The following is a 16,837-nucleotide window of genomic DNA, read 5'->3' on the forward strand; positions in this document are numbered from 1 at the left end:
CACCGCGGCGCTTAGGCCTGGGCCATGGCCAGGGTGCGCCGTTCGCGCAGCAAGGCCGTAAACGATGCGGCGCCCAGGGGACGGCTGAAATAATAGCCCTGCATTTCATCGCAGCCGTGTTCCGTCAAAAAGTCGACCTGCTCGCGCGTCTCCACGCCCTCGGCGATGACGCGCATGTCGAGGTTGTGCGCCAGCGAGATGACGGAGCGGGCGATGGCCGCGTCGCTGCTGCTGGTGGTGACGTCGTCGACGAAGGATTTGTCGATCTTCAGCACGTCGATGGGGAAGCGCTTCAGGTAGCCGAGGCTGGAATAGCCGGTGCCGAAGTCGTCGAGCGAAATGCCCACGCCGATGTCCTTCAGGCGCGTCAGGGCCGCCACGGCCTTGTCCGGGTCGCCCATCACCGTGCTTTCCGTGATCTCGATGCCGAGGCAGGCGGGCGCGATGCCGTACTTGCGCAGGGCCGCCTCGACGAAAGGCACCGTGCGGTCCTGCGCGAACTGCTTGCCGGACAGGTTGACGGCCACCTTGATGCTGCCCAGGCCCGCATCGTGCCACACGCGGATCTGCGCGCAGACGCTTTCGAGCACCCACTCGCCGATGGCCGTGATGGAACCATACTCCTCGGCCAGCGCGATGAACAGGCCGGGCGGCACCTTGCCCAGCACAGGGTTATTCCAGCGCAACAACGCTTCCGCGCCCAGCATGGCGCCCGTGCGCAAGCACATCTGCGGCTGGTAATGCACTTCGAATTCATCGCGGCCGATGGCGCCGCGCAGCTGCTGCTGCATGGCCAGGCGGGCGCGGATATCGCTGCCCATGCGCTCCGTGAAGAAGGCGTAATGGTCGCGCCCCATTTCCTTGGCGCGCACCAGGGCCGTGTCGGCATGGCGCAGCACGTCGTCGAGGCTGTCGCCGTCGGCCGGGCACATGGCGATGCCGATGCTGGTGGTCAGCGCCAGGCGCTCGCCGTCGACGCTGAGTTCTTCGCGCAGGCCGGCCAGGATGGTTTGCGCCAGCGCCAGCGTGCGGCCCAGCAGGGCATCGTCCTGCAGCAGGATCTGGAATTCGTCGCCGCCCTGGCGCACCACCGTGTCGCCCTCGCGCACGCAGCCGGACAGGAAACGCGCCACCACCTGCAAGGCCTTGTCGCCCACAGCCTGGCCGTGCGAATCGTTGATGTTCTTGAAGCGGTCCAGGTCAAGGCACATCAGCACCACCTGCTGGCCGTCGCGCAGGGCGTTCGCGCGCGCCTGTTCGAAACGCTCGCGCAGCAGCACGCGGTTCGGCAAACCCGTCAACGCGTCGTGGTAGGAGAGGAAATCGATCAGATGCTGCTCGGCCTTGCGCTCGCTGATGTCGAGGAAGACGCCGATGTAGTTGACGACGGCGCCGTCCGGGCCGTGCACGGTGGAGGCGCTGAGCAAACAGGGATAGGTGTCGCCGCTCTTGCGCCGCGTCTGCACCTCGCCCGACCAGCAGCCGCTGCTGCGCAAGCCCTGGCGCAGGGCCAGCAGCACCGCTTCGCCCGTGTATTCGGCATGCAGGCGCATGATGTCCGTGCCCACCACTTCCTGTGCCGCATAGCCGGTGATGCGGGTAAAGGCGGGATTGGCGGTGACGATGATGCCGGCCGGATCGGTGATCAGGATGGCGTCCTGGGTCGCTTCGAAGACCTGGCCCGACAGGCGCAGCAATTCTTCGTTGGCGCGGCGGATCTGCACTTCGCGCGCCAGGGTGCTGGCCACCTGCTCCAGTTCGGCCGTGCGCTCGGCCACGCGCCGCTCCAGGTTGGCGCGCTCCTGCGCCAGCTGCAGCTGCGCCCGCGCCAGACGCACGTGGGCATCGGTGCGGGCCAGGATTTCCTCGGCCTGGAAGGGCTTGGCGATGAAATCGACGGCACCCAGCGCAAAGCCGCGCACCTTGTCGTCCGTATCGTATTGCGCCGACAGGAAGATCACCGGCACCTGGCTCAGCGATGGAATTTCCTTCAGGCGGCGGCACACTTCAAAGCCGTCGAGGCCCGGCATGCGCACGTCGAGCAGGATCAGCTCCGGCGGGCGCGCCTGGGCCGTCCACAGGGCCAGTTCGCCGTTCGGCGCCTGGCGCACCGCATAGCCGGCGCCGCCCAGCAAATCGCTCAACAGCTTCAGCGAAGCCGGCGTATCTTCAACGATCAGTACTTCGCCCTTCGAGTTCACTTCCGAAAAATCGCGGTGCATGTAGCAGTTCTCTCAGCTTTGGATGAGGCGCGGCGGTCCGTTGCCGCGCTGGACAAGACATTTCTTTGCGATGAACTACGTACTATCATCATAATCTTTATTGCAATTTAGCACCATCCATCGGCCCTACTTAGTCCGTCTTTTCAGCGAAACCGATGTTGTCAGCCCACACTTTCACGTGTGCGCCAGCGCCTCCTCATTCTCCAGCAAGTCGCACAGCTGGCGGTACCGATGCTGGTCGAGCATGGCCTGCAGCGGCGCCAGCACGGGCGCCGCCGCCGGCGGCAAGGCGCCCAGCAGCAGGGCCACCCTGGCCAGGTTCAATTCGCGCAGCGCCACCAGCAAGGCGGCGCGCTCCTCGCCGGCCAGCAGCTGCAAGTCCTGCGCCCGCAGTGCCGGCGGCGCCTCGTGCGCCGGCATTGCGGGCAGCGGCACGGGCGCCTGCACGGGCGCCTCGGCCGCCTGCGCGGGAATGCTGAAACGGAAGGTGGCGCCCTGCCCCGGCATGGATTCCACCGTCAGTTCCCCTTTCATCAGCTGCACGAATTCGCGCGAGATGGCCAGGCCCAGGCCCGTGCCATCCTTCGGTCCCGCGCTGTCGGCCTGCACGAAGGGCTCGAAGATGCGCTGCTGGTCCTCCGGGGCGATGCCGATGCCCGTGTCGCTGACGGCGAACGACAGCATCCATTCATCGCCGCCGCGCCGCTCGCCGCGCACGCGCAAGGTCACCTCGCCGCCGCCGGCGAACTTGACGGCGTTCGACATCAGGTTCAGCAGCACCTGGCGCAGGCGCGTCGCGTCGAGCAGCACGGCCGCGGGCAGGTCCGCGCAATCGAGGCGCAGCGCCAGCCCCTGCTGCTCGGCGCGCATGCCCAGCATGTCCATCACTTCCTGCAGCAGCGGCGCCAGCGCCGCCACGGCCGTCTGCGCCTGCAGGCGGCCCGCCTCGCCCTTCGACAGTTCGAGGATTTCATTGATCAGGGTGAGCAAATGGTTGCCCGAGCGGTGGATGATGGCCAGGTTGCGCTTTTCATCGTCCTGCATGTTCGGCGAGGCGGCCATCAGGCGCGAAAAGCCGATCACGGAATTCAAGGGCGTGCGCAGCTCATGGCTCATGTTGGCCAGGAAGGTGCTCTTGGCGCGGTTCGCCGCCTGCGCCTGGCTGACGGCCACCGACAGGGCGCTCGTGCGCTCGGCCACCAGTTCTTCCAGGTGGTGGCGGTGGCGCAGCAGTTCCAGTTCGGCCTCGCGGTGCGCCGTGATGTCGTAGTTCGAGCCCACCAGACGCATGGGCCGGCCCTGGCCGTCGCGGAAGATCACGGCGTCGGCCTTGATGTAGCGGATGGCGCCATCGGGCCACAGGATGCGGTATTCGTGCGTGAACGCCTGGCCGGCGCCCAGCGCGGCGCGCAGGGCCGCCTTGGCGGCCGGCACGTCGTCCGGCATCAGCGCCCTGCGCCAGATCGCCGCCGGCGCCATGCCGCTTTCCGCGTCGGCCTTGAACTGCGCATACATCTGCTCATCCCACTGCAAGGCATCGCTGCTGACGTTCCAGTCCCAGATGCCGATGCTGGCCGCGCCCGTGGCCATCTGCACGCGCTCCTCGCTGCGCTGCAAGGCGCGGTAGCGGCTGTCGAGCAGCGCCACCATGTCGCGGATGGAGCGGTACAAGGTGCGCAGCTCGCCCAGGAACCACGCTTTCGGCGGCGTGCCGGACGCTTCGCCCTGCCCTGCCTGGATGCCGGCCGCATACTGGCCGATCGCCTTCAGAGGCTTGAGCATCAGACACCACATGAGCAGCCAGATGCTGGCCACCAGGATCACGTCCAGCGCCACGATCATGGCGCCGATGCCCAGCGCGCGCTGGCGCAGCTGCGCGTGCAGCAGGGCCGGCGTCGCATACACGGCAACGTTGCCGATGACCTGTCCGCCCATCGTCACGGGGCGCCGCTGCACCAGCCAGCCGGGTTCCGCGGACAGCGAAGAAAAGCTGCCGATGGCACCGGACGCAGTGCGGCGCAGGACCAGTGCTTCCTTGCTGATGCCCGGCGTGAGGGAACTGGCCACCAGGTCGCGCTTGCCCAGCATGCTGCGCATGATGGCCTGCATCTGCTTTTCATCGAGATTCCACAATGGCAGTTCGATGGCCACGGCCAGCTGGTCCGCGCTGACCGACAGGCTGCGCTCCAGCTGCTGCCAGCGCTGCTCGCGTTCTGACTGGTAAAACAGCACGGCAAACACCAGCAGCAGCGCGGTGACGACAAAGGTCAGCGCCACGCTGACGGCCAGCACGATGGACACGCCGCCCAGGCGCGCGCCCTTGGATGCGTGCAAAGTCATGCGTCTTCGCCCTGCGGCTCGCTGGCCGGCTGCGCCAGCAAGGCGCACAGCGGCTGGTACTGGTGCTGTTCCAGCATGGCGGCGATGTGCGCGGTCAGCTGCGGCAGGCTGGTCGCCACGCCGGCCAGCACGATGGCGCTGCGCCGCAAGTCGAGGGCCTGCACGGATTCGAGCAGCGCCTGCCGCTCGGCCCCGCCCAGCTGGCCCAGCGCCTGCTGCAGGTCGAAGGCGGCGGCCGGCACGCGCGGCGCCGAGGCGGCCGTGCGCTGGAAGCGCAGGCCCAGCTGCTGCTCCAGCATGGCGAACAGGTGTTCCTGCTCGATCGGCTTGCGCAGGAAGCCGTCGGCGCCGGCCGCCAGCGCCTCCTGCTTTTCTTCCTCGAAGGCGGAGGCGGTCATGATCACCAGGCGCGGCTGCACCAGCGCCGGCTGCGCGCGCAGCCAGCGCGTCAGCGCCAGGCCGTCCAGGTCCGGCATGCGCCAGTCGCTGAGCACCATGTCGTAGCGCTGCGCCGCCAGCATGGCTTGCGCCTGCACGCCGCCCGCTGCCTCGTGCAGCTGGAAGCCCAGCGGCGCCAGCAAGCCGGCCAGCAGCTTGCGGCAATTGTCGTCATCGTCGACCAGCAGCACCATGCGCCCGCGCTGGGCCGGCGGCAGGCGCGCCACGCGGCCCGGCGCCAGCGCCGCGATGGCCGGCTGCCGCAGCAGCGGTGCGCGCAGCGCGAAGCTGAAGCGGGAACCGGCGCCCAGGGTCGATTCGACGCGCAGCTCGCCGCCCATCAGGCGCACGAATTCGCGCGAAATCGTCAGCCCCAGTCCCGTGCCGGCCTGCGCCACGGCGCTGTCGGCCTGCACGAACGGTTCAAAGATGCGTTCCAGGTCTTCTTCCGCGATGCCGCTGCCCGTATCGCGCACGGCAAACGCCAGCGCCACTTGCCCGTCGTCGCCCGCCTGGCAGGCCAGCGACAGGGTCACGCTGCCCTGCTCGATGAACTTGAGCGCGTTTGACAGCAAATTGAGCAGCACCTGGCGCAGCTTGGCGCCGTCGAGGCGCACCAGCGGCGGCACGCCGGCACGCTCGAGCCGCAGCGCGATGCCCTGGTCGCTCGAGCGCATGCGCACCATCTCGAGCACCTCGTCGAGCAAGCCGTTCAAGTCCACCGGCCCCGCCTGCAGCTGCATGCGGCCCGCCTCGATTTTCGACAATTCCAGGATATCGTTGATCAAGGTCAGCAAGTGGTGGCCCGCGCGGTTGATGATGGCCAGGTTGTGTTTTTCTTCCTCGAACATGCTGCTCGAATCGGCCATCATCTGCGAAAAGCCGATCACGGAATTCAAGGGCGTGCGCAATTCATGGCTCATGTTGGCGAGAAAAACGCTTTTCGCGCGGTTCGCCGATTCGGCCTCGGTGACGGCCACGGACAGGGCCGCCGTGCGCTGCTGCACCAGCTCTTCCAGGTGGTCGCGGTAGCCGAGCAGCTCCTGCTCGCTTTGCTTGCGCTCGGAAATGTCGACGATGCCGCTGCGCACCAGGCGCCGCCCTTCCATCGGCAAGCGCACCAGCCGCACCTCGCAGGGGAAAATGCTGCCGTCGGCGCGCCGCACATGGCGCTCGACCATGATGGGTTCGCCCAGCATGGCGCGGCGCAGATGCTCTTCCACCATCAGGCCCAAAGGCAGGCCGTCTGGCTGCTCCGTGCTGTACAGGTCGAACGGCCCGCGCGCCAGCAGCGCTTCGCGCGACATGCCCAGCATGCGCTGCGCGCTGCTGTTGGCGTCGATGAAGCGGTCCTGGTCCAGGTCGTACACGACGATGGCCTCGGGCGCATGCTCGACGAGGATGCGGAAGCGCTGTTCGCTTTCGCGCGCTTCGCGCTCGGCATGGCGCAAACGCCGCCGCTGCAGCAGCAGGGCGCTCAGCAAGCCGGCCATCACGATGAAGATGGCGCCCACCAGCAGCACGGCGGCGCGGTGTTCGTGCCACAGCTGCGGCGGACGGTTGAAGAACAGAGTGTGCGGCGGCAGCTGGCTGATGTCGGCATCCCAGCGCTGCAGCTGCTCCCAGTCGTACATGGGCACGGGGCGGACCGGCGGCAGCAAGGCACCCGGCGCGGCAGGCGCCTTGCCGTCCAACACGGCCAGCGACATCTGCGCCACCTGCTGCGCGGCCCGCTCGATGTGCAGGATGGAGCCGCCCAGGATGCCCTTGCCGACCGTCGCGTTATACATGCCAAAGGCGGGCACATTGGCCAGCCGCGCCAGCTGCACGGAAAACTGCACGGGCGTGGCGATGTTGCCATCCACGTCGCGGTTGACGTTGCCCGCCACCAGCAGCGTATTGGCGGGCAGGTGCGCCACCGCCGCGCGCATCTGCTCGAGGGACAGGTTGTCGAGATACCGCATGGCCACCTTGCCCCGCCAGGCCAGCGCCGCCTGCTGCATGCTGCGCTTCAAGGCCTGGTCGGCCTCGCTGGTGCCGACGGCCATGACGATGCTTTTGGTCTCCGGGAACAGCGCCATCGCTTGCGCCAGGGTGCCGGGAAAATCGACATTCGCCTTTTGCTGCCAGATGGACGCCGGGCTGCCGGCCGGCAAGGCCTTGCCCGAGGTGTTAATCGCCAGCACGGGCACGCCGCGCGCCAGCGGCGCCAGGTCCGACAGCAAGAAATCGAGCGCCGGCTGCTGCATGGCGATGATCAGGTCCGCCTTGCGCCCCATCATCTGGGTGTATCTTAAAAGCAACAAATCGCGCATCTCGTTGCGCAGCGCCGGGTCACCCTGGGTATTCAGGTTCAGGTGCTCGACCATGATGTCTTCGCTGGCCAGGCCCGCGGCGGCCATGGCGGCCACATAGGTGCGCGTGTACGATTCCACGCCGGCGCGGCCGTAATCGTAGGCGTTAAGGAACAGCACGCGCTGCCCCTGGTGCGCCGGCGCGGCGGCCGGCACGGCGGCAGGGGCCGCGGCGACACAGAGCGCCAGCAGCAATGCGCGGCCGCAGCGGCGCGCCGCTGTCCCACCCATCCCGCCGCCCGGCGCTTCACGCATCATTCGCCATGCCCATGCTCACCCTCGCCTGTCACCATGTTTCAACTATGCGCCGACCATTCAGCCACCGACACTTACAAAAACATGATAACGTCAACTGCCGGGGCAAGTCTATTGCTTAGGGCAATCATTTGACAATACACGCGCTCGCTACGCCAGCCATCGTTACGCGGCGGTGCCGCTGATACCGAACAATTCCAGCTTCAACCCTTTTATGCCAGACGGCACATAAATCGCAATCGCCTGGGCCTTGATCATGCCGTCATAAATACCGCCCTTGTTATCGATGGAAAAGTAATACGTGTTTGGCCGCACCGGCACTTCGGCGGGAACCTGTGCCAGATGGCGCAACTCGGCCCCCGGCAGCGCGCGGCCCAGCAATAGTTCGATATTGTCCGGAGATGAAATCTTGAACTGCAACGGCACCGTGGCGACCAGTTCCAGCGCCGGCATATCGGCGTTTACCGCAAGACAGAGTTCGGTCTGACGGTCGATGCGCGCAGCATCGAGCAAGCCGTGATAATGGGTGTTTTGTTGCGCGTCGTTGGACAGTGGAATCGGGAAGTAACGCGACAGGAGAACAGTATCGATCAGGTCGCGAATGATGCCATCGAGCTTGCCGAAACCGGGCGCCGCGTCATCGTGAGAATAAGCGGGCAAGTCGCTCAGTGTGTATTTTTTCGAGAACGTCATCAAGCCACCGGCCAATGCCATCAATTTTTCAAACAAATACACGGGATGGTGGCGCCGGTAACTGGCGCAATGACTGAGCATCGCGCTGGCCGTGCTCAAGGTATGGAGCATCCAGAACGAGGAAACATCCCCGCCATGAAATTCCACCGTATTGTTACCAGGCTGACGGTGGCGGCTGTACAACGCCTCAATCTTCGCGCCCATGCGCTCGATCAGGGAATCGAGCAGTTTCTGCAGCGAGGAATCGGCACTGATGGTCAGGCCAGGCGGCATGAAGGCGGCATCGATTTCAAAGCTGCCATTGCCAGCGCGGTACAAACGGATCACAGGGATGGCAAGGTAATCATTCAGGGGCTCCAGTTGCGACAGCAGATACACGCGTTTCTTCAGGTAGGCGACGTCTATGCTGACCGCCTCGCTGTACAGGTCCGGGGTTTCGATATCCGCCTGTGCATAGCGCGCGCCTGCGGAGCTCACATTGCCGCCATGTGCCTGCAGTGCGGGCAGCGCGGCATAAAAGGTAAAACTATGTTCGCTGGCTGGCAACCTGGACAAGTCAACCGCACTGGGCAATACGTCGCCAAGCGGCGCCTCAAACAGTTCACCATCCTGAAAGACGAGCGACATGGCGTCCGCCCGCAGGCTATTGTTGGCCAGCGCATCCATATTCCAGCTGACGCCATGCACGCCCCATAAATGTGGATTGATCAATGAAGCCAGACGCTGCAGGCGCGCTTCATGGTAGCGGTCCAGCTGCTGGAATTGCTGGGGACCGATGGCCAGGCCTTCGGACCAGAGCAATTTGGATGGCAATGTCATTGCGTTCTCCCTATTGAGCGTTGGAATCTTTCTGCCTTGCCAGTCTGATATTGCCAGCGTGGAGGTCATTGATGTTGCGCAGCAACCTTGTTCAATTATTTGCGCAAACGCAATTTACCCTTGAGCAAAGGCTCGGATACTGGCCATTCCACCGCCAGGACACAGGAAGAGAGATGGAGGACTTGCTGCCGTATTTCGAACGCGAGCTGGTGATGCTGCGGCGGCATTGCCGTGAGTTCTCCGAACGCTATCCGAGAATCGCCGGTAAATTGCACATGTCCGGCGAGTCGTGCGAAGACCCCCACGTGGAACATTTGATCGAATCGGTGGCCATGCTGGCGGCACGTATCTCAAAACGGCTCGATGACGACTATCCGCAATTTACGGAAGCCCTGTTCGAAGCCCTGTTCCCGCATTATCTGCGCCCCTTTCCATCGTGCAGCATCGTGTGCCAGCCCGCCCCGGCGGCTGGTGCGGGCGTATTGCACTTGCCATCCGGCAGTGAAATGGATGCAACGCCTGTACGTGGCGTGCGCTGCCGCTTCAAGACGGTCTACGACATGACGACCGGCGCATCGCTACTGGACAGCGCCGTTTTCGATGCGATGATCAAGGCGCCGCCGGGCGTGCGCCTGCCGGCATCGGCCAGTTGCTCGCTGAACATCGGCATCCTGCATCCCGGTGCGGCGCCCGCATCGCTGCGCGTTTTCATCGATGGCGAAGCTTCTTTGTCCGCTGCATTGCGCGATGCCCTGTTCATGCATACCGTCTGCGCATTCGTGTCGACCGACGCGGTGCAATGGATGGCCTTGCCTGCCGTGCCCTTGACGCCCGTCGGCTTCGCCGACACGGATGCCTTGATACCTTTCGGTGCTCGCTCGCAGCCGGCCTACCGCATCCTGAGCGAGTATTTTGCCTATCCGGAAAAATTCAATTTCTTTGACATCGATACCGCGGCGCTGGGCGCCGCCCTGCCGCCTGGCAGCCAGCGCCTTACCCTGCATCTGTGCATGGCCGGCTTGCGCTCCGATTCCGCCACGGCGCGCATGTTGTCCAGCATTTCCAGCGAAAACCTGAAGCTGGGCTGCAGTCCCGCAGTCAATCTCTTCCGCCAGGAAGGCGTGCCGATTTCCGTCACCCGGCAGAAAACCGATTACTCCGTGCTGGCCCATGCCACCCATGCGCATGGCTACGAAGTCGTCACTGTCGATGCGGTGCGTTTGCTGCGCCAACGCGGCGGCGAAAGCACGCTGACGGAATTTCGCCCCCTGTACAGCCTGCGCCATGGGGAGGGTGCGTCTCAACAAGGTCATTACTGGGTCTTGCGCCACGATACGGCGCTGGCCATCAACAGTCCGGGTCACGAAAAGAAAATCACGCTGGTCGACGGCGACTTCAATCCCCTGATCCATGAAAAGGCCAGCCTGTCGCTGTCGCTGACATGCAGCAACCGCGATCTTCCCCTTGCGCTCAAATACGGCCAGCCGCAAGGAGACCTGCAGCCATGCGCTGGCGGCCCGGCACTGCACATGCTGCGACGCCCCAGCCAGCCGCGCCGCTTCTCACCTGGCGCGGGCCTGCACTGGCGCCTGATTTCGCACCTGACGCTGAATCATCACGCGCTGGTCCAGGAGGGCCTGCCGGCGCTGCGCGAAATGCTGACGCTGTACGACCTGTCCCGATCGGCGACCTCGCAACGCCAGATCGGCGGTATCGCCGCGCTGGCCCACTCGCCGACCACGACATGGCTGCGGCACCGGCGCGGCACCTCGCTGGCGCATGGCGTGGAGGTACGCATCACGCTGGACGAGGAAGCCTTTATCGGCAGCGGCATGCACCTGTTTGTACAGGTGATCGATCACTTCCTTGGGCTGTATGTGCAAATCAACAGTTTCATCGAACTGGTGGTGCTGTCACTGCAAAGCGGAGAGGAGCTGATCCGATGCAAACCAAGAAGCGGACTGCAGAATCTGGTGTAGTCCAACACTTGCTCGCCGAACCTTACCGCTATCAGTTCGTGCAGGCGGTGCGTATTCTGCTGTGCTGGCTACGCCGGCAGAATGTGTCCCATGCGCAAACCTTCGGCCAGGTGCTGCGCTTCAAGAACAGCCTGTCCTTGAGTTTTCCGGCCAGTGAAATCGAGCAGCTCTCGCTCGACGAGAATGAACAACTGATCCTGATACCGGCTTTCATGCGGTTTCTGGGCGTCGGCGGCACTTTGCCCTTGCACCACTCGGAACGGATCGCCGCCTACCGCCTGTCGAGCAAGGACGCCGGCGTCTCGGCCTTCCTCGATATCTTTTCGCACCGCATGCTCACGCTGTATTACGCGGCGTGTGAAAAGTATCGGCTGGAATCCATGCTCCAGACCCAGGCAAAGGACGAGCAACTACTGTTGTTGTCGGCACTGGCCGGCGTGCAGCGCGATGCTCTGCCGTCGAGCGCAGAACCTGATGCCGTGACACAGGACGTCGCGGCCTGGTACGCGGGTCTGCTGCGCTGCCGCCCCGTCTCCGCGCAAGCGATTGCCCCCGTGCTGGCCGAATACTGCGGCGTACCCGTCGCCCTGCAACAATTTGTCGGTGGCTGGGACTATCTGGAAAAAAACCGGCGCAGCCTGCTGGGCAGTATCAACTTCACCCTGGCGCGCGGCGCAACGCTCGGCCTGCGGCTGTGGCGCCAGGACATGCGCGTCTGTCTGCATATCGGTCCGCTGGATCCGGCGGGCCTGCAACGCTTCCTGCCGCGCAGCGCAGGTGCGGCGGCACTGGCGAAGATGCTGGCGCTGTTTGGCGTACCGGATTTGCAATACGAAGTGCGGCTGATACTGAGTCCGCCATGCATCAAGCCCCTGCTCCTGAGTTCCAAGCCTTCCGAAAGACGGCGCCTGGGCTGGACGACGTTCTTGCAGACGGCACAAGGCAAGGTACGCGGCGCCGAGGTGCGCTATTTGCTGCAGCTGGATTGAACAATTCATCCCTGGAAAAGCGAGGCAAGCATGAAACATGCGGGACGCGGCGTCATCCGACTCGGAGACGCAACCGATCACGGCGGCAAAGTCACCAGCGCATCGTCCGGCAGCACCGTGATGGGGAAGACGGCGGCGCTGGCCGATGACATGACTTTTTGCCCGAAGTGCAAGGGCAGCTTTCCCATCACGCCGGACGGCGCCGGCGCAAAACACATGGACAAACCGTACGCCTATGACGGCGATGCCACCGCCTGCGGCGCCCGCCTGATCACATCGCTATAAGGGAGGCAGGCCATGCATGCAAGCATCCAGGCGGCGCTATCGGCCTTCGACCTCGCCGCGCAAGAGCGGCGCCTGCTGAAGATCGATTTCCCCCATGACGATGGACCGGATGGCGCCATACTGCTGGTCAATTCGCTGACCGCCAGGGAAGAAGTATCGCGCGACTTCCGTTTCGAAGCCGAGCTGCTGTCGGACGACGCGCACATCGCGCTCAAGGCCATGATGGGCCGCATGGTGAGCATTTCCATGGTGCGCGACGATGGCACGCTGCGCCACTTTAACGGCTATGTGGGCGAATTTTGCCTGCTGCGCGCAGACGGCGGCTTCGCCTGGTACCGCATGGTGCTGCAACCGTGGCTGGCCTTTGCCCGGCTGCGCCAGGACAACGTCTCCTTTCATGGCCAAAGCGTGATGCAGCTGACCGAAACAACGTTTGCGCACTACGGGCAGCGCGACTGGAAAACCAGCATCCATGGCGACGATCCGCAGATCACCTGCGCCAACCAGCACAATGAAACCGACTACAACCACCTGCACCGGCGCTGGGAAGCCCTCGGCTGGTATTACTGGTACGAACACCGTGCCGATGGCCACACCTTGTGGCTCGCAGACAATAGCACCCTGGCGGACATGATCGCCACGGCATCCGGCGACGGCGCCATGCGCTTCCACTCCGCGTCGGGTTCCCTGGAAGACGATGGCCTGCAGCAATGGCAAGCCGTGCGCCGGATCGGCTCCGGGCAGCTGACCTTGGCCAGTTTCGACTATAAGAATCCGCAGCCACGCCTTGCCAGCGGCTACTCCCTGAATCACCAGGGCGATGTCTTTGCGCACGAATTGTATGAAAACACGGGTGCCTATGGCTACAGGAATGTCGATGACGGGGAGTCTCTGGCACAGCGCCGCATGGAAGAAAGCGACCATCTGCGCCAGTATTTCGAGGCGGCAGGCAATCACCGTGGCGCACAGCCCGGCCTTTGCTTCCGGCTCGATGGACATTTCAGCGCCGAGGAAAAACGCTATCAGCCTGGCCAGGAGCGCCCGGACAGTATTGCCGAACGCGAGTACCTGATCCTGTCAGTGGTGCATATCGCCAGCAACAATTATCAGGCGGGCCCCAGCGCGCCATCTGACTATGCGAACACGCTCGTGTGCGTGCGGCGGGACATCCGCTGGCGCCCGGGCCGCGGCTACAACAGCACACCGTGCGTGGTTGCCGGCGTGCAGACGGCGCTGGTGGTCGGGCCGGCCGGGGAAGAGATCCATACCGATGCACTGGGACGCATCCGCCTGCAATTTCACTGGGACCGCCTGGGGGAATTCGATGAACGCAGCTCGCCATGGATAAGGGTCATGATGCCGATGGCGGGAGCGCAAATGGGACAGATCGCCTTGCCACGCGTGGGCCAGGAAGTCGTCGTGCAATTTCAGGACGGTAATATCGACCACCCCATCGTCATCGGCGTCGTCTACAACAGCGCCAATCCGCCGCCGTGGCAATTGCCGCAGCAGCGCGCCCTGTCCGGCTTGCGCAGCCGCGAACTGGGCGCCCGCAGCGCCAACCATCTGGTACTCGACGACACCAAGGGCGCGATCCAGGCACAGCTGCGCAGCGAACACCAGGACAGCCGGCTCTCATTGGGCAACATCACCCGCATCGACGACAACGCCGGCCGCAAGGAAGCGCGCGGCGCGGGTTTTGAATTGGCCAGCAATGCCTGGGGCGCCCTGCGCGCTGCCAAAGGCATGCTGATCACCACCGAAGCACCGGCAGGAACTGGATCGGTCAAACAGCTCGACGAAACGCAGTCCCGCCTGGCGCAGGCACGCCAACTGCAAGAGGGACTTGCCGGCATGGCCGTCGACGCGGGCGCGCAGGACAGTACCGCACAGCAAGGCGCCGTGGCCGACGCCATCCAGCGGCAAAACGCCGCCATCAAGGGCAGCGGCGGCGATTTCCCGGAACTGTCCGAAGCACATCTGGTGCTGGCCAGCCCGGCAGGCGTCGAACTGAGCACGGCCCAGTCCATCCACCTGGCCGCCAGCGAGCACGTGGCGCTCAGCAGCAGCAAGCATATTTCACTCGCCAGCGGCGACAGCATGTTTGCCAGCATCGCCAAAACCTTCAGCCTGTTCGTGTACAAGGCCGGCATGAAGCTGATCGCGGCCAGCGGCAAGGTAGCCATCCAGGCCCAGAGCGACGAGGTGGAAATCCTCGCGCAGAAAGTGCTATCGCTGATCAGCGAAGCGGACTGGGTCAACATCAAGGGCAAGAAAGGCGTGCGCCTGCACGGCGCCAGCCACATGCTGGAAATCAGCGACAAGGTGCAGTTCTTCACCTCCTCGCCCGTGCTCTTCAATGGCAACCTGGAAACCCTGGCGCCGAAGAGCGTGTCGCAGGAATTTAATGAACGACCACACAGCAGTTTTGACCAGGAAGTGTTGCTGGTGAATGCCGACGATACACCGGCCGCTGGCCTTGCTTTTGAAATCCTGCGCGATGACGGCAACATGGCCGGCAAAAGCGCGGAAGACGGTTCCACGCAGCTACAAAAATCCACGGGCATGGACAGCTACATCATTCGCTATAAGGGAGAACTGCCATGAGTGACAACGATGAGCTGAACCAACGAGGTAATCATCCAAGACAATTTACACAGGGTGTGGGCGGATGGGCGGAATACGCGGTGCAGATGACCAAGACCAGCGACACGGCACGTCATGAGCTCGCCAAGCCACCAGGCAAAGTGATACCGATCATTTTTCTGCCAGGCGTCATGGGCAGCAACTTACGTATGTCCAAGGTGCGGCAAAAACAGTTGGAGCGCCCGGACAATCGAGCATGGCGACCGGACGACTTGATGGGGGTGGGAGGAATGGCAGATGTTGCCGCCGGAACTGGTTTGGGCGGATGGTTCAGAGAGGCTACGCCTCAACAACGTCAATTGGTGTTTGATCCCAATGAAACAGAAGTCGAATACTACCATTACACAGAAAACAATGGGCGATTTGACGCGGAGGGACCAGAAACAATGGCTTCCGATATGCGACATCAGAATGTTCCTGACAGTCTGACACCCATCCCTCCCCTGATGGGCTCGAACAGAATCAACCCCGGCAGTCGTCCTGTTCAAGGGAAACCGCAAGCGTTCGCAACTCCAGCGCAGGTAGCGCGATGGCGCGGCTGGAGCGAAGTGCTATTTGATGGAGCTTATGGCTCCATGCTCCAACACACTGAAAAGCACATGAACAATATAGTGTTAGGCGGGAAGCTGCATCCAGTCTGGCGCGGGACAAGTGGCTTGGGTGCGTCGGTGATGAAAGATCCTTCCACGTTTGGTGGCGTATCAAGCAATCCCATAACGGAAGAAGACTTGAAAAAAATCGCGGCATGCTGGTATCCAGTTCACGCGATGGGCTACAACTTTGTGCAGAGCAATGGCGTCACTGCCGTGACAATTACCAAACGCATAAGAGGCCTGGTCAAAGGTTATCGCGAGCGAGGATTCAAATGTCATGAAGTCATTCTGGTCACGCACAGCATGGGTGGCTTGCTGGCCCGCGCCTTGATACACCCTGACTATGGAAAAATAGTCAACGATAAGGACCTGACCATACTTGGCATTTATCACAGTGTTATGCCAGCCATCGGCGCCGCCGGAGCATATAAACGCATGCGCTTCGGTTTTCAGGAAAAAGACACTACTGCGGGTGAATACGAAGCAGAGGTACTTGGCATCAATGGCATCCATGCGACAGCCATTCTGGCGAATGCTCCGGCACCGCTGGAGATGATGCCTGGCGTCGTCTACGGTGAAAAATGGCTCAGGGTGGTAGATCAGCAAGACAAAGAACTGTGGAGCTGGCCGCGCGAGGGTGCTACAGCATTGGATGCTATTTACTTGCAGCCACCGAATGCGTGGTGGCGGCTTATAAATCCAAAATGGATAAATCCGGCAAACATCGACAAAAAAAGTGGAGGTGGCCTTGATAATGTCAAGTATAGGCTTAACGATGCATTCAAATTCTTGAACTCAATAAAAGAAACTTTTCACACCACCACTTTTGCAAGCTACTGCGCCTCGCCAAAGAGGTTAAGTTATGGAAATGTCGTATTTAAAGTAATTGAAGGACTCAACAGCGGACTATCAGTTTCTAAGGAAAGTCAAAATTTACCTCCGCCTGAAAAATGGACACTACTTGAAGACAATGCTAAAAATGAGCTTGTTGTTCAAGCTACCCCTCGAAAATTACGATTAAAGCTAATGCCAGCCAGTGCCGCTGGCGATGACACAGTCCCATCAAAAGATTTAGAAAAGTGCTTTAAAAAAGAAAGATTATTCATTCACGGGGTAAAAGATGGTACTGATTATGGGCATCAAGATAGCTATTCAAATCCCAATGTACTTACCTCAATGCTGTATTCCATCATACAAATCGCAAAAACCTCAAAGTGGACTTGA

Annotated in this window: 9 protein-coding genes; 5 read left to right on the top strand and 4 right to left on the bottom strand. The window is 62.7% G+C overall.

All coding sequences use genetic code 11. The features are described from left to right. Window positions 1-11: 11 nt before the first annotated feature. The 4 genes from AC07VH_RS08075 to tssK form a co-directional block, all read right to left on the bottom strand. Entirely contained in the window at window positions 12-2,222 is a 2,211-nt protein-coding gene (locus AC07VH_RS08075; protein WP_494787153.1) for an EAL domain-containing response regulator, read from the bottom strand. A 174-nt stretch (window positions 2,223-2,396) separates the two neighbouring features. Continuing rightward, window positions 2,397-4,562, bottom strand: a complete 2,166-nt coding sequence (locus AC07VH_RS08080) for a sensor histidine kinase (protein WP_494787154.1) — start codon at window positions 4,560-4,562, stop codon at window positions 2,397-2,399. Further along, entirely contained in the window at window positions 4,559-7,612 is a 3,054-nt protein-coding gene (locus AC07VH_RS08085) for an ATP-binding protein (RefSeq protein WP_494787155.1), read from the bottom strand. The genes AC07VH_RS08080 and AC07VH_RS08085 overlap by 4 nt, the downstream gene beginning before the upstream one ends. A 162-nt stretch (window positions 7,613-7,774) precedes the next feature. Then, window positions 7,775-9,190: a type VI secretion system baseplate subunit TssK gene (gene tssK, locus AC07VH_RS08090; RefSeq protein WP_494787156.1), complete on the bottom strand. Its 1,416-nt coding sequence runs from the start codon at window positions 9,188-9,190 to the stop codon at window positions 7,775-7,777. 104 nt (window positions 9,191-9,294) lie between these two features. Here tssK and tssF point away from each other — a divergent pair, with 104 nt between their 5' ends. Genes tssF through AC07VH_RS08115 form a run of 5 tightly spaced genes read left to right on the top strand, consistent with a single transcriptional unit; the run spans window position 9,295 to window position 16,837 of the window. Further along, window positions 9,295-11,100, top strand: coding sequence for a type VI secretion system baseplate subunit TssF (gene tssF, locus AC07VH_RS08095; protein WP_494787157.1), 1,806 nt, complete (start codon window positions 9,295-9,297; stop codon window positions 11,098-11,100). After that, the gene (gene tssG / locus AC07VH_RS08100; RefSeq protein WP_494787158.1) at window positions 11,064-12,089 is read left to right on the top strand and encodes a type VI secretion system baseplate subunit TssG; all 1,026 of its coding nucleotides are present in this window, start codon (window positions 11,064-11,066) and stop codon (window positions 12,087-12,089) included. Before tssF ends, tssG begins: the two co-directional genes overlap by 37 nt. A 30-nt stretch (window positions 12,090-12,119) precedes the next feature. Beyond that, window positions 12,120-12,374: a PAAR domain-containing protein gene (locus AC07VH_RS08105; RefSeq protein ID WP_494787159.1), complete on the top strand. Its 255-nt coding sequence runs from the start codon at window positions 12,120-12,122 to the stop codon at window positions 12,372-12,374. Between the two features lie 12 nt (window positions 12,375-12,386). Then, window positions 12,387-14,981 (top strand): type VI secretion system Vgr family protein, encoded by a 2,595-nt coding sequence (locus tag AC07VH_RS08110; RefSeq protein WP_494787160.1) that lies wholly within the window; start codon window positions 12,387-12,389, stop codon window positions 14,979-14,981. Continuing rightward, complete coding sequence (locus AC07VH_RS08115) at window positions 14,978-16,837, top strand: esterase/lipase family protein (RefSeq protein ID WP_494787161.1); 1,860 nt, start codon at window positions 14,978-14,980, stop codon at window positions 16,835-16,837. The genes AC07VH_RS08110 and AC07VH_RS08115 overlap by 4 nt, the downstream gene beginning before the upstream one ends.

The organism is Janthinobacterium sp. GW821-FHT03C10, from assembly GCF_059420865.1.

Bases quoted from the DNA above. Each gene is read 5' to 3' on its own strand.
- AC07VH_RS08075 (WP_494787153.1), bottom strand. From the start codon at position 2,222: ATGCACCGCGATTTTTCGGAAGTGAACTCGAAGGGCGAAGTACTGATC.
- AC07VH_RS08080 (WP_494787154.1), bottom strand. From the start codon at position 4,562: ATGACTTTGCACGCATCCAAGGGCGCGCGCCTGGGCGGCGTGTCCATC.
- AC07VH_RS08085 (WP_494787155.1), bottom strand. From the start codon at position 7,612: ATGATGCGTGAAGCGCCGGGCGGCGGGATGGGTGGGACAGCGGCGCGC.
- tssK (WP_494787156.1), bottom strand. From the start codon at position 9,190: ATGACCTCCACGCTGGCAATATCAGACTGGCAAGGCAGAAAGATTCCA.
- tssF (WP_494787157.1), top strand. From the start codon at position 9,295: ATGGAGGACTTGCTGCCGTATTTCGAACGCGAGCTGGTGATGCTGCGG.
- tssG (WP_494787158.1), top strand. From the start codon at position 11,064: ATGCAAACCAAGAAGCGGACTGCAGAATCTGGTGTAGTCCAACACTTG.
- AC07VH_RS08105 (WP_494787159.1), top strand. From the start codon at position 12,120: ATGAAACATGCGGGACGCGGCGTCATCCGACTCGGAGACGCAACCGAT.
- AC07VH_RS08110 (WP_494787160.1), top strand. From the start codon at position 12,387: ATGCATGCAAGCATCCAGGCGGCGCTATCGGCCTTCGACCTCGCCGCG.
- AC07VH_RS08115 (WP_494787161.1), top strand. From the start codon at position 14,978: ATGAGTGACAACGATGAGCTGAACCAACGAGGTAATCATCCAAGACAA.